The following is a 12,830-nucleotide window of genomic DNA, read 5'->3' on the forward strand; positions in this document are numbered from 1 at the left end:
CGCGGAAAGACGTCGCCGAACCCCGCGCGGACGGCTTCGGCCTCGCGGATGTAGCCCTGCGTCGTCTGGAAACCGGCATGGCCAGCGCGCTGCATGATCTTGAGCGGGTCGTCCCCCCGGATGGCAAGCCAGGTGATGCCGGTGGCGCGGAGGTCGTGCCAGGTCATGTTCTTCCGCGTCGCGTCCGCCGCGAAGAGCTCGGACCGGTCCAGCCGCGCCGCGGTCATGAGCCCGCGCAGGGCGCGTGCCAGGTGGCGATCGTCGGGGAGCCGGATGATGCGGCCCCGGCCGCCTGACTCGGCGTGCATGGCGCGTAGGAGGGGCATCAAGGCCGGCTCGATGGTGAAGCGGCGGGTGTTGCCCGTCTTGGTCGATTTGGCGCCGCCCTCGCGGTCCAAGCTGCGATGCACGTGGACGATGCCGCGCTCGAGATCGATGTCGTCCCACGTCAGGGCGCGGAGCTCGCTCGCCCGCACATAGAGGTAGGTCGCGAGCGCCACGGCGCGGCGCCACTCGATCGAGATGTTCGGGCTCGACACGAGCGGCAGGAACTCCGACGGGTAGAGATACGCCTTCGCCTTCTTGATGCCCCGGTCTGGCCCGCGCACGTCCGCGGCCGGATTGCTGACAAGGACGCGCAGCGAGAGCGTCTTGGCGTTGCAGGCGTCATCGAACAGCTTGGAAACGAGCCCCCAGGTGTTCACCGCGGTTTTCCACGACTGCTCGCCGGCTCGCACCGAGTTGTCCAGGTGTTCGACGAACGCCTCGACATCACGCCGCGCCACGGCGGTTATCGGCTTGTCGCCCAACTGAGGAAACAGCCACTTCCGCAGACGTCCGCGGTCGCCCGCCGCAGACGTCAGACCCCGCTCTTCTCGCACCGCGGTCCAGCGCTCGACCCACGCGGCCACGGTCTCACCCGCGGGAGCCGCTGCGGTGCGGCCCCGCCGCGGCTTCGTGGCGCCCGTGGCGCGGGCGGTCTCCGAGAGGCGCTTGGCGCGGTCGCGGGCGCGAGCCTCGGAGTAGCCGGCAGGGAAGCAGAACCACTGCCGCGAGCCATCCTCCAAGGTGATGCGCGCGTCCCAGTGATCGCGGTGGCGTTGAAGCGTTCCGGTGCGAGGTCGGGGCATGCGTCGGTGTCTCCGTCAGGGCGCGGCAGGCGCGGTCTACTTCTGCTTCGCCTCCCACGCGCGCAGGGCGTGGGCGAGGGCTGCCACCTTCTCGGGGGGCAACGGCGGCTTCGTGGCGTTCTGCGTGTGAAAGCGGCTGATCTGGGACCGCTCGACACCGGAGAGCTTCGCCAGCTGGGCTTGGGTAAGGCCCCGCTCGAAACAGCGGGCCATGAGCTCGCGGACGTCGCTCTCGTTGCTCTCGCGAGCGGGAGAGCGCGCGGGCGGAGCCGCGGGCGCGGGGTCTGCGGCAGGCTGGCGCAGCGTCGAGATCAAGCCCTTGATGACCGACGACCGCGACACCTTGTCCGCGAGGCCGGGCGGCGCGATGGCGCGCTGGCGCTCGACCTCTGCATCCACGGTCTCGACCTCTCCCGGGGTGAGTCGGACGTGGACCATGACACCGGCGACGGTGCTGCGGTCTTCCTTCGGGGGGCGGCCCATGCGTGCCATGCTCTTGATCCTTTCCTTCACGGCTTCGTCGACCTCTCGACGCTCTTCTCCGGAGACGATGCGAACGATCGCGCAGAACCGCGGCCAGGGCTGCGCGAGCGCCCACGCGCGGAAAGCGCCGGGCGGGTCCGCGTGCTTCAGGATCTTCTGGCAGAGCTCGCGGGTCGCCGGGTCGGGGTTCGGCTCGGCCAGGGCATGCCGAACCGCTGCGCTACCCCATATCTTGCACGCGATGGAGAAACTCACTCTCTCGACCTCGCGAGCACCTTTCGCACGGTTTCAGCCGCCCAGCTACCGCCCCGCTTCGTCCGATACCCCTCGTCGGTCAGGGTCGCGGCGATCTCGCGCAGCGAGAGGCCATCGGCGCGGAGCGCCAGGATCCGATCCACGGTCGCAGCTTCATCCTGCACGCGGGCGATGATGCGCCGGCCGTCCGCATCGGCCTCCCCGGTGTGAACCCACCCGAGCGCCGCCCCGCCGAGCCGCACGCCATCGGCGCGGAGCTGGGCCAGCGCATCGCGCGTGCGCTCGGCGGTCGCTTCGCGCTCCCACTGCGAGACCGACGCGAGGACGTTCAGCACGAGGCGCCCCGCGGCAGAGCGCGTGTCGATCGAATCGGCGACCGACAGGAGCGAGAAGCGATCGGCGAAGCACCGGGCGATCAACGTGTCGAGATCGCGCACGCTGCGCGTGAGCCGATCGAGCTTCACCACGAGCAGGGCGGACGCCTGGCCAGCGTCGAGCATGCCGAGCGCACGTTGCAGGCCGGGGCGGTCGAGCGTCTTGGCGCTGACGCCGGGGTCTTCGATGATGTCCACGAGGTCGAGATCCATGGCCGTCGCGTAGGCTTCGAGCTTCGCCCGCTGCGCCGCGAGGCTCACGCCGCCGTCCGCCTGATGTTCGGTCGAGACCCGCACGTAACCGATCGCCCTCGTCCGCTCGCCCATATGTACATTATGTATCTCAACATGTATTCGGTCAAGGGGGATTGCGATCGAGCTCCGCCGACATCACCCACGACTGCGACGCGGGCGCGGGCACCTCCTCGCGGATCGTGCTCCACGCGACCGCGGCGGCGTCGCGTGCATGCTCGCTGGACCGGGCGGGCCAGCCGGCGACCCGCGCGCGGATGGCGGCGGCGAGCGCGGCGTCACCTGCCCTGGCGCATCCCAGGGCCGAGCGCACCGCCTGGAGCGTCGCGGTGCGCACGATGAGCCCACGCGCCGCCGCGAGGCCGGCAAGCTCGGCTCCGACCCACGAGGCGCCACAGAGCTCGCTGGCCATGGCAGGACCGAACCGCGGGCGGGGGAAGACCCGGACGACGCGCTCGACGGCGACCAGCGCGGGGCGGTAGCGCGAGAGCAGCGCCCCCGCGGCCGCGCGCAGGGCCTCGAGTCCGGGATCGCCCGCGAGGTCGACAGGGAGCACGCCGGAGCCCACGTGCCGCGCCCCGCGCGCGTCCGCGCCGAGCGCCGCCCATCCCACGCGGGCAGCGCCAGGGTCGAACCCGAGCACGATGGTGTCCATCGGGAAAGCCTCACGTCCCCCCGCACGCGGCATGCCGGCCCGCGCTGATTTACTCGTGGGTAAATCAGCGCGGGCCGGCATGCCGCGTGCGGGGGACGTCGGAAGAACAATGTCCTATCTGCGTCCTGTCAAGATATTTCTGCTCCCGCTCACGGTGCCGGTGGGCTGCCTTTCGGCACTTGATCGAGCACCATCGCGCGTGACGCCGCTTGTTTGCAGGTATCTTCCGTCCGCACCGGGCACACAAGGAAGCCGCTTCCTCCGGGCGAGGGGACGCTTTCTGCGCGGGTGCGCTTCCGTCGGGTTGCTGCCGTCTGAGAAACTCGAGAACGCTCTTCCAAGGGGCATCGAAGCGCCCTGACGCGAATACATCGATGTCGAGGCGACGGAAGCCGTGCTGGATGGGCCAGGGCTTGAACGCGTAGCGGAGTATCTTTGCCACTTCAGGCACAAGCGTAAGAGAGGATCCCTGAAGGTGCTCGCTCCAGCCCGTCACGTCTGTAAGCGTGCATAACGCCTCCCGTGCGCCTGTCCCGCGGCACCAAGCGCCGCGCATCTCCGCGGGGGCGCCGGTCAAGATGAGTCCGTGTAGATGCGCCGCTCCCCTCTTCCCCTTGCCCTGGTCGACCACGAGCACAGCCCCCTCCCCCGGGCGTGCTGCGATGTAGGCAACGAATGCCGCCGCGTGGTCCCGCACATCCCGTCCAGAGGGAGCCGTGAGGGACGCGCTGACAAGGGCAAGAGACTGCCCGCGACATGCGAGGATGCTCGGCCGGAGGTACGCGAGCAGCACCCACGGAGCATCGCCATTGTCGGCGTTTTCTGGGAAGTGCAGCGCGGGAGCGGTGCCATCGATCGCAGAGAGAGGGAAGCAGAGAGGGCTATCAAGTAAGGCGGCTGAGGGGTCGTGACCCGCACCCAGGCGTCCAGAGCCGGCGGATCGATGCGACGGGTGTAGCACCCAGGGCTCCGCAAGAACCCGCGGATCTCGCGCGCCGAGTGCTGCAAGCTCGCGCTCCTCTTGTCCTGATGGGCCTGGCGGCAAAGCGTCCCCGCTGCCGCCGAAAGCGTCCCCGCTGCCGCCGAAAGCGTCCCCGCTGCCGCCGAAAGCGTCCCCGCTGCCGCCGAAAGCGTCCCCGCTGCCGCCGAAAGCGTCCCCGCTGCCGCCGAAAGCGTCCCCGCTGCCGCCGAAAGCGTCCCCGGGGGCGCTCAGACGGCTCTCTCTGGCTGCGCTTGCCACGCCGCACCTCAACATCCGCGGGAGCGTTTCCGGTGCCGCACAGTTGGGGAGTCGTTCGCCGGCGGGAACCGCATACCCGCCCTTTGGAGAAGGGCGCGATCGTCGTCCACGTCGTCTACGACCCTGCGTTCACGAGGCACAGCCTTCCGGCTCTCGACCCAGGTAGCGACGTCGGTCCAGAGCGCCGCGACTTCGCGCCCGCGTTTGAACGTGTGGAAGTGCCCGCGACGATGGGCGTTCAGAAACGCCCGAGCGGAACCGAGGGGGTTCGACTTCGCGGTCGCGTAGTGCGGCGTCGGCTGCGCCACGGCGCGGCCTGTCTCTACAGCATCTGCCTGCGCGCGCAGCGTGCGGGCCTGCACGTCGAGTGCATCAGCCTGCACGCGCAGCAGCGTCGCGACATCCACCGCGACTTTCACGGCGTACGCTCCGGTGCCCGCTGAGCGTGCTCGATCTGCGCCAGCCGGATTCGGATGCCCTGCTCTGCGATCCTGGACTGCGGGATGCCCGTCGCCTCCGACAGCGCGCGGAGCCGCTCGCGCAGATCGACCGGGATCGTCAGGTTCGAGGGGCGGCGCCGGGGCCGCCCCTGCCGACCAGATTGCTTTTGCGCGTTGTTCTTCATCTGCACGCATCAAGCCGCACGGCCGGGCGACGAGCAAGCCGCTACATAACGCACCCCCTCGTGCGTTATGACCTGCGCCCCCGGCCGGCTAGGCCCGACGTCGCCGGCGCGCCCGAGACGCCCGCATGCGTTCCGGCGCGTCGAGCGCGTTGTGCGGGTCGATCCCGGCGACCTTGAACGCCTGCCTCGCGACCTCTTCGACGTCGCTCCCTGGATCGATGCCATCCGGTCCGAAGTGCTCGGCAAGCCGTTCAACAAGAGCCGAGACCTGCTGTTCACAATCGGCCTGTGAGCGCCGGTGGTGAAGAAGTGCCTTCGCAATAAAGGGATAGGAGGGGATCTGAATCCTACGCCCATCGCTGGTCAGGGCATGACCGGGCGTTCGGATGGCGCCCAGCACGAGCTCCCGACGCGTAGGCTTCCGCTGATTCTTGTACCGCCATACCGCCTTGACCATGGCTTGAAGCAAGCCTTTTGCATGGCGCGCCCCACCATCCTGGCCATGACGCGCGATATCTCCGTGCGCCCGTTCCAGCGCGGTTAGGATCTGGCTCATCTCAGGATAGGGGTAGCCCGGGTCAGCCGCCTGGATAAAAATTCGAAGTCCCATGCTGTAGGCTCGGAGCGCAAGGTGCGCCGCGGAAGGACTGCCGATCGATGTCGTGAGGACGGCGAGCATCTCTCCGAAGGCTTCCGGCGAAAGCTGAGCCGACGGCGGCTCGGCCTCGGGCGGCTGAGGAGCCGCTCCCTTCTTTCGTTGGCGTGTGGGAGCGGCCCTGCTCGCCTTGCTGCCGTTGCTCTTCGCCGCCTTGTCTTTACCTGCGCCCGTGCCTACCCTTTTTGAAGCCACAGTCACCTCGTGCGTGATTGTCTGCGGCCGGGAGGCTCCACCCTCGCCGGCCGCATCCTTTCGAGCCTACAGCACGCGGGAGCGATGTCAGGGCCGCACGTCCGGGGAGCGATCGAGCTCCCCGGTTCCGTCGGCGGTGGCGGGGCTGAGACCGGCGGGCCGCGAGCCGCGCTTCCGCCGGGCGTGCGTCCCCGGAGGGGCGGCCGTCTACTTCTCGCGGCGCACGAAGAACCGCTCGATGGCGTCGAGCACCTGCAAGGCGCCGCGCGCTTCCCAGGCGAGCTCTCGGCCGGCGCGCGTCTTCGCGTTGAGGTGCGCGTCGAGCACGGCGGCCCAGAGCTTGTCGCGGTTCCAGGGGCGGACGGGGAACGGCAGGAGCGCCAGCGCTGCCTCGGCGATGCTGCTCAGGTCGGCCTCGGTCAGCACGACCTCCGTCAGGATCGGGGTGGGCGGCTTCGGTAGCTTCTTGCGGGCGCGCCGCCGCTTGGCTCGGCTGATCATCGGCATCGGCGCCACCTCCGGAGCTTCATGGCCAGGGCCTTCCGGGCGATGCGCAGGCGGCTCGCCGCGGTGCTCGGGTTCATCCCGCGCCGCCGGGCGTACGCGACGAGCGACAGCGGGTCGTCCATCGATAGGAACGCCTCCAGCTGCCATGGTGGGAGCTCCGTCATGGCGTCGAGCACTTCGCGCGCGGCGACCTGCGCCTCCAAGCTGGGCCCAGTCGGCTCAGGAAGCCAGCCGAGCGGCTGCGCGCTCAGGACCACGCGCCGCACGTACGCGCTCTTGAGATGGTGCCCCACCTTGCGCCAAGAGACTCCGTAGAGCCAACCGCGGAGCGCCTTGCGCGGCTCGGCCTTCGGGTCCGGCCTGTACATGCCGCGCTTCACCGAACGCCAGGCGTTCAGCAGGATCTCCTGGGCGACATCCTGGCGGTCGCGCGCGGGCACGCCGCTGGCGACGATGACCGCCATGATGACCGAGCGCTCGGCCATGATCGCCTCGATCGTCGGTCGCTTCCGGGGATGTCGCGCGGCAGGCGGGCGCTTGGCCCCCTTCCGCGGGCGCTTCACCTGCTCCTCCTACGCGTCTTGAAGGGGATTCGCGGGCCGGCGGGCTCTTCAGCGGCACAGGAAGCGGACGGGCGAGGAGCCCGTCCTGAAGGCGGATCGGTTCCTTGGCCCGTCGAAGGGCGTAAGTATACAACGGACATGTCGGACCTCGTTGCTCGGGGTTCGGCCACGCCGCCCGGGGTGTTACCAGCACCCGCGGGCGGCACTTTGCTTGCCCGGCGAGCTTACGTGGTCAGCATGAGAATGGCAATCGATACCCATGCTCGACGATGAATGGATCGCACCGTCCGGGTTTCTGACAACGAGACGTTCGTCTCGTTGTCAACGACCATGCCATAGCGTCGGAGCGGTCAAGCCAGAGGTCACCGAGAGCGACCGGCTGCATCTCACCCGACAGACACAAGCTCCATTTGGCAACACAAGCCAAAGTCGACAGTTCATGCGCTGATAGCGCCTCGCCCCATCTTCGGACGCAACCGCTTCTTCAGGGATTCTACAGGGTGCACCGATGACCGGTTCCAGCCGAAAAACTATATACAACCTTGAATTTCCCCCGTGGATCTACCAGCTAAACATCGGCCCATATCACTTTAAAAGGGCCGAGAACTACAAAGAAGAACTCTCTCGGCTTCAGCACATCGTTGCGGGGCAAGCGGAATTCAGAATCAGCCCGAACGCAGGCGCCAACGCCGTTACGGCGTACGTCGAGGGGCCAGCCAATGAAAAATCCGTCATCTTCTCCGACAGTCGGAACAAGACAGGGCTTGATGACGTCCTCCTGCTGCTGTCTATATTCACCAGGAGAGATGTATTTACCCTCGATCCAAACGCCGATCATCCACTGATTGAGGATCCTCGCATGTACGCCCGGGGAGGCATCTTAAGATGCTCCATCCCGTACAAGAGAGCCGGAGACGGAAGCCATGGGGACATCGGCCTAGAGGAAGAACTCAACCGGATCGTCGCCTTGACGAAGGACCCAGCATGGCAGCAACGATACGAGAACGGGCACTTCCTATTTCTCGCGCGAGAGGCGTTCAAGCGTCAATCGATCGAGAGCTCGTTCACGCAATGCTGGACTATCTGGGAACACCTCTTTGGGGTGCTAAACAAAGCGTGGATGTCGCCCGAGACAATAAGGAGCCTCTACGCAAGGGAGAAGATTGCGCACATCCTAAGCGTCTTCGCGATCAGGGCAGAGATTGATCAGAAAGCACGTGCCAGGATCGAGGCGTTAGCCGAAGTCAGGAATCGGCTAATTCACCATGGTAGGCTCCCGGCGCGCGAAGGGGCACATGATGAAGCCGAGCTGTTTTGCCAAATCACGGAATTCGTAGTTGCGAAGGCACTGGGACTCTACCCATCAAACCTGTTCAACACTGTCGAGAGTTTCGAAAATTTCATTCAGAACGAGCGGCCACCGGCAAAGCCGCAGCCCGGCGCAAAGCCGCAGAAGAGCCAACAGCCACAGAAAAAGGCGCAGGAGAGCCAGCGCCCGGAGAGCCAGGCGGGCCAGAAGCGCGGCAGTAAAAAACCAAGTGGCACCTGAAGCCATGCGAGGTTGATCCCCCATCGCGCGCAACTCATATCGTCCACTACCCGCCCCGGCGGGTACGCTCGACGGCGAGGTCGATGCCCCCCGCGTCGGCCCCTGGCGCGCCGAGCAGGCGCCCGATGGTCTCGTGCGCGATCCGCGCGGCCTCGACGTCGCCCGTCGCGAGCGCGGGCCAGCCGGAGCTACCCGCCGCGCCGGGTGCGCTCGGCGGCGAGGTCGATGACGCCGCCCGCGTCGGCCCCTGGCGCGCCGAGCAGGCGCCCGATGGTCTCGTGCGCGATCCGCGCGGCCTCGACGTCGCCCGTCGCGAGCGCGGGCCAGCCGGAGCTACCCGCCGCGCCGGGTGCGCTCGGCGGCGAGGTCGATGACGCCGCCCGCGTCGGCCCCTGGCGCGCCGAGCAGGCGCCCGATGGTCTCGTGCGCGATCCGCGCGGCCTCGACGTCGCCCGTCGCGAGCGCGGGCCAGCCGGAGCTACCCGCCGCGCCGGGTGCGCTCGGCGGCGAGGTCGATGACGCCGCCCGCGTCGGCCCCTGGCGCGCCGAGCAGGCGCCCGATGGTCTCGTGCGCGATCCGCGCGGCCTCGACGTCGCCCGTCGCGAGCGCGGGCCCAGCCGGGGCTACCCGCCGCGCCGGGCGCGCTCGGCCGCGAGGTCGATGACGCCGCCCGCGTCGGCCCCTGGCGCGCCGAGCAGGCGCCCGATGGTCTCGTGGGCGATGCGCGCCGCCTCGACGTCACCCGCGGCGAGCGCCGCCCGCATGCCGTCCGCGAGCTGGCGGAGCAGCACCGTCCGCGGGTCCTCCGGTTTCGTCCGGGATTCGTCCGGCTCACGAGGTTTCGCGCACTTAGCCGCCGTCGTCGGCACGCTTGCCGCTCCCGTCGCATGCGGAAACCTACGCGATCCCTGCGGATCCCTACCCTCAGCAGGCGTTTCGATTCCCGGCGCCTCCACTAAAAAGACACGGTGAGAACCGTGTCTTTTTTCTTTTGTGGGGCCTGCGTGTGACCTGATAAATTTTGGCAACCCTGGATTTGGGGCAAGCCTGGCGCAGGCTAAACCACCGGAGCGGGCGCGGCAGGTGGCCCCAGGATACGGGGCTCCACGGAACTCCACGGCGGGCACCCGGGCGGAGGAGCCGACTCCGGGTCAGAGTCTGCGTGCTGGCGCAGCCCGGAGCCGAGCAGGCGAACGGGCGCCATTGCATGGGGAGACAGGCGGAGGGTGGGATCCCTGCCCTGCCGGTCGGCCCGCCGGACCGTGACGGCGACCCCCCTGCCGAGCGCATGCCCCTCTTGACACGGGACGGTATCTCCGCTGGCCTCGCAGATCGGGATGGCCATGGGGGTAGCTGGAGCGGCAGCGAGGACCAGAGAGATACCGCCGAACGCGCGGATGCTAGTCGGGCGCGGACCCGTTCAAGTTAGGCAGGGAAGCAAATGGGCAAGGAAACGCTGGCATCGGACATAGAGCAGGGCGGTGCTCTGCTCGCAGTCATCGAACCCACAACGGGTGGGCTCGCGTCCACCATCGGAAGCGTCCTCGGGAAGGCGTTCCAAGCCGCCGAACGACGAAAGCAGATCTGGTGGCGCTACGTCGTCGAGAACAAGACGGATGAGGAGTTCGAACGAACACTCGAATATGAACTCAACGAAGAGCACGGAAACGTAATATTGGAGGGGTTACGCGCTGCCCTGTCCACTGTTGACAGTGCCGCACTCGCGCCGCTTGGTCGGCTCACGCGGGCCTACCTGCTGACTAAACGTGGATTTCGCGCCTACGAAACCGATCCGAGGCGTGAGAAATCCGCCGTCGTAAACGGAAGTCCTTGAAAGAAAGGCTCGGCGTGGCGACCCGTCCGGGTTGCTATGACCAAACGAAGGCACACGCCGAGCACCTCCAAGGTGCGTCGACGCGAGCTCGGGTTCAAGAGGAAAGGCGACGGACGGCACCAAGAGCGAATCCGGCGGCCAGACCCTCGCAGCATTCACGTCGAGCCCACGGAGAAGAACCTGACGGGCGTCGCAGGGCTCGCCCCGTTCGGCGCCTTCATCCGCGAGCTCGGCATCGACGCGGCCCTGAGCCGCTGGTTCTCCCGGCTGAAGACCGGCCGCACGGTCATCTACCCGATGGCTGCGCAGATGCGCCTGCTGATGGACAGCGCGCTCGCCGGCGAGGAGCGCGTCTTCGGCATCGAGGCGCTCGCCGTCGATCCGCTCTTCGTGCGTCTCGCCGGCGGCGTCGTCCCGAGCATCGACACCGTCTACCGGGACCTGTGCCGGTTCGATGAGGAGGCGCTCGAAGCGCTGCACAGCATGGTCGTCGACCACGGGCTCGCCCTCGTTGCTCGCCGAAAGCACCGTTTCGTGCACATCGACGTCGACACGACCGTGGAGCCGCTCTTCGGGATGCAAGAGGGGGCACTTCCGGGCCCGAACCCACGCTACCGTGGCCGGCCGAGCTATCATCCGATCCTGGCGCGCATCGCCGAGGTCGAGGCCATTGTCGGGGCCAAGCTGCGACCGGGCGACACGAGCTTCGGCGAGGCCGATGTGCCCTTCGTCGAGGAGTGCATCGACCGGGCGCGCGCCGCAGCGCCGAGCGCGGCCATCTACGTGCGGATCGACGGCGCGGGGGATTGCAGCGCCTTGATGCACGCCGTCGCCACGAAGGAATGCTTTTTCCTGACCAAGGCGCGGATGAGCCCTGATCTGGTCGGCAGGGTCGCGTACGCCACCGGATGGCGTACCATCGACCGGGATGCCGACGGTCGTCCTCGACGGCAGGTGACCGAGGTCCCCTTCCGGCGCAGCGGTTGGCCGAATGGAGTCCGCGTGATCGCCGTACGCACACGCGATCGGGAGAACGGCAAGCAGATCTACCTCTGGGAGGGCCTCGACTACACGGTGCAGGTCTTCTTGACCAACGAGCCGGTCGAAGCGCCGGAAGACGTCGCGGCGCGGTATGACCTGCGCGCGGGCATCGAGCCACTCATCGGCGATCTCAAGCACGGATGGGGATGCGGTCGCGTGCCGAGCCATAGCTTCAACGCCAATCATGCCGCGCTGCTGCTGAAGTTGCTGACCGCCAACCTGATGCGCCGGTATGTCCTCGACCATGTTCCGCACCTCGCGACCTGGCGAACGCCGTGGTTGCGGCGCGCGCTGATCCTCGTCCCTGGAAGGTTGGCCCGCTCGAGTCGGTGCACGAAGCTGCACGTGCCGGAGCGCTCGCAGCTCGCTCGCCGGCTCAATTGAGCCCAGAACCAGCCGAAATCATGGTGGGGGGTAAGGGGGGCGTGTGCCTTTGCGCCGCGCTGAGCGCACCCGATTGTAATCGACGTCGCATTCGTCGGCGGAACGCCACTCGCGCGTCGCCGTCGGCCCACTCGTGCCCCGTAGGCGCGAAATCCACGCTAAAACTGGCGCAAGAGATCGTTTCTTTCGCAGCTGCACACGCATGCTCTGCGATATCAGCGCTGACGAAATCGAACAGATCCGAAAGGTCGTAGTTTGGTCCTTGAACGTCGTCGCCCGAGATGAGTTTCACTTGGTGCAGCGCGGCAACTTTCTATGCGTGGTCAAGGACGAGCATCAGAACGAAAAGGAAGATAAAGCTGGCATCCACACAACAATCGAACTAGATGCATCGCGCGCACTCGATCTATTTGCGGAATATGGACTACTGCGTCCAACGACGGCGATGTACTTCGGAGGCACTCCGGCGAACATCATCGCAACTCGAGTCGTCTTTTTAAAGCTCCGCTATATACTTACTGGCAACGACGACGCAGGTGAGTAGGTACTCTGGTACGAGGCGATCAGAGCGACGAGGCGGGTGGCCTCGGGGAGTTCGATCTCCCCCGCGCGTATCAGGTCTTTACAACATGCTCTCCGCCCTGATCCTGACCGCCGTCCCTGACCCTATCATCGAATTCGCCTTCGATGACGAGGATCCTCCTCGTCGCGAGCTAGCAGGGCCCCGGGTCTTCGGTGCTGATCGAGATCCGGGAGGCGTGATGCCTCGCGGCAGGCGGGATCCGGGAGCCCTACGTACAACCATAGCGGAACGCCACCAAGAGCCGCGCGGCAACAGCTGACCGAGGTTGGGGCCGACGGCGCTTCATGCAGCGCTTACAGCACTGTCTCCCTCGCGGCGGTCACGACCTCCGTCTGCCTCCTCGTCCGGGTCCTCGCCCGGACGGCCCAGCTGAACCGCCGCATCGACGCCGTGGAGGAGCAAGTCCGCCACCTAGAGGCTGAGTTCGCGAAGACACGGGCTCGTCTCCGCCTTCCCTCCCGCAGGTGACCCCTTCCCCCCACCTGGGTCACCGAAATCCACCCC

Annotated in this window: 13 protein-coding genes and 1 pseudogene; 4 read left to right on the plus strand and 10 right to left on the minus strand. The window is 67.4% G+C overall.

Annotated features, from left to right (window positions below):
* Nucleotides 1-50: 50 nt before the first annotated feature.
* The 9 genes and pseudogenes from WMF46_RS33095 to WMF46_RS33135 form a co-directional block, all read right to left on the minus strand.
* Nucleotides 51-1,130 (minus strand): annotated as a pseudogene (locus WMF46_RS33095) (tyrosine-type recombinase/integrase); the annotation flags it as partial.
* Nucleotides 1,131-1,166: 36 nt separating this feature from the next.
* On the minus strand, nucleotides 1,167-1,868 hold the full coding sequence (locus tag WMF46_RS33100) for a helix-turn-helix domain-containing protein (RefSeq protein WP_437980847.1): 702 nt from the start codon (nucleotides 1,866-1,868) through the stop codon (nucleotides 1,167-1,169).
* Nucleotides 1,865-2,569, minus strand: coding sequence for a recombinase family protein (locus tag WMF46_RS33105; protein WP_437980848.1), 705 nt, complete (start codon nucleotides 2,567-2,569; stop codon nucleotides 1,865-1,867). The genes WMF46_RS33100 and WMF46_RS33105 overlap by 4 nt, the downstream gene beginning before the upstream one ends.
* 31 nt (nucleotides 2,570-2,600) lie before the next feature.
* Nucleotides 2,601-3,149 carry a crossover junction endodeoxyribonuclease RuvC gene (locus tag WMF46_RS33110; protein WP_437980849.1) on the minus strand — a complete coding sequence of 183 codons (549 nt, stop codon included), beginning with the start codon at nucleotides 3,147-3,149 and terminating at the stop codon, nucleotides 2,601-2,603.
* Between the two features lie 1,248 nt (nucleotides 3,150-4,397).
* Nucleotides 4,398-4,808: a hypothetical protein gene (locus WMF46_RS33115; protein ID WP_437980850.1), complete on the minus strand. Its 411-nt coding sequence runs from the start codon at nucleotides 4,806-4,808 to the stop codon at nucleotides 4,398-4,400.
* Complete coding sequence (locus WMF46_RS33120) at nucleotides 4,805-5,014, minus strand: ribbon-helix-helix domain-containing protein (protein WP_437980851.1); 210 nt, start codon at nucleotides 5,012-5,014, stop codon at nucleotides 4,805-4,807. Before WMF46_RS33120 ends, WMF46_RS33115 begins: the two co-directional genes overlap by 4 nt.
* Before the next feature lie 88 nt (nucleotides 5,015-5,102).
* Nucleotides 5,103-5,870, minus strand: coding sequence for a hypothetical protein (locus tag WMF46_RS33125; RefSeq protein ID WP_437980852.1), 768 nt, complete (start codon nucleotides 5,868-5,870; stop codon nucleotides 5,103-5,105).
* 201 nt (nucleotides 5,871-6,071) lie between these two features.
* Nucleotides 6,072-6,371, minus strand: coding sequence for a hypothetical protein (locus tag WMF46_RS33130; protein WP_437980853.1), 300 nt, complete (start codon nucleotides 6,369-6,371; stop codon nucleotides 6,072-6,074).
* A complete protein-coding gene (locus WMF46_RS33135) occupies nucleotides 6,362-6,934 on the minus strand; it encodes an RNA polymerase sigma factor (RefSeq protein ID WP_437980854.1) in 573 nt (190 codons plus the stop codon). Before WMF46_RS33135 ends, WMF46_RS33130 begins: the two co-directional genes overlap by 10 nt.
* Nucleotides 6,935-7,442: 508 nt before the next feature.
* Between WMF46_RS33135 and WMF46_RS33140 the strand changes: the two genes are divergently transcribed.
* Nucleotides 7,443-8,483, plus strand: a complete 1,041-nt coding sequence (locus tag WMF46_RS33140; RefSeq protein WP_437980855.1) for a hypothetical protein — start codon at nucleotides 7,443-7,445, stop codon at nucleotides 8,481-8,483.
* Between the two features lie 624 nt (nucleotides 8,484-9,107).
* Here WMF46_RS33140 and WMF46_RS33145 read toward each other — a convergent pair.
* Nucleotides 9,108-9,275: a hypothetical protein gene (locus tag WMF46_RS33145; RefSeq protein ID WP_437980856.1), complete on the minus strand. Its 168-nt coding sequence runs from the start codon at nucleotides 9,273-9,275 to the stop codon at nucleotides 9,108-9,110.
* Between the two features lie 650 nt (nucleotides 9,276-9,925).
* On the opposite strand from WMF46_RS33145, the gene WMF46_RS33150 reads away from it, so the two are divergent.
* The 3 genes from WMF46_RS33150 to WMF46_RS33160 all read left to right on the plus strand — a co-directional run bounded on the left by WMF46_RS33150 (nucleotide 9,926) and on the right by WMF46_RS33160 (nucleotide 12,287).
* Entirely contained in the window at nucleotides 9,926-10,318 is a 393-nt protein-coding gene (locus WMF46_RS33150; protein ID WP_437980857.1) for a hypothetical protein, read from the plus strand.
* A 36-nt stretch (nucleotides 10,319-10,354) separates the two neighbouring features.
* Nucleotides 10,355-11,743: an IS1380 family transposase gene (locus tag WMF46_RS33155; RefSeq protein ID WP_437980858.1), complete on the plus strand. Its 1,389-nt coding sequence runs from the start codon at nucleotides 10,355-10,357 to the stop codon at nucleotides 11,741-11,743.
* Nucleotides 11,744-11,945: 202 nt separating this feature from the next.
* Nucleotides 11,946-12,287: a hypothetical protein gene (locus WMF46_RS33160; protein WP_437980859.1), complete on the plus strand. Its 342-nt coding sequence runs from the start codon at nucleotides 11,946-11,948 to the stop codon at nucleotides 12,285-12,287.
* The last annotated feature ends 543 nt before the right edge of the window (nucleotides 12,288-12,830 follow it).

The organism is Sorangium sp. So ce117 (assembly GCF_051524395.1).
Taxonomy (GTDB): domain Bacteria; phylum Myxococcota_A; class Polyangia; order Polyangiales; family Polyangiaceae; genus Sorangium; species Sorangium cellulosum_B.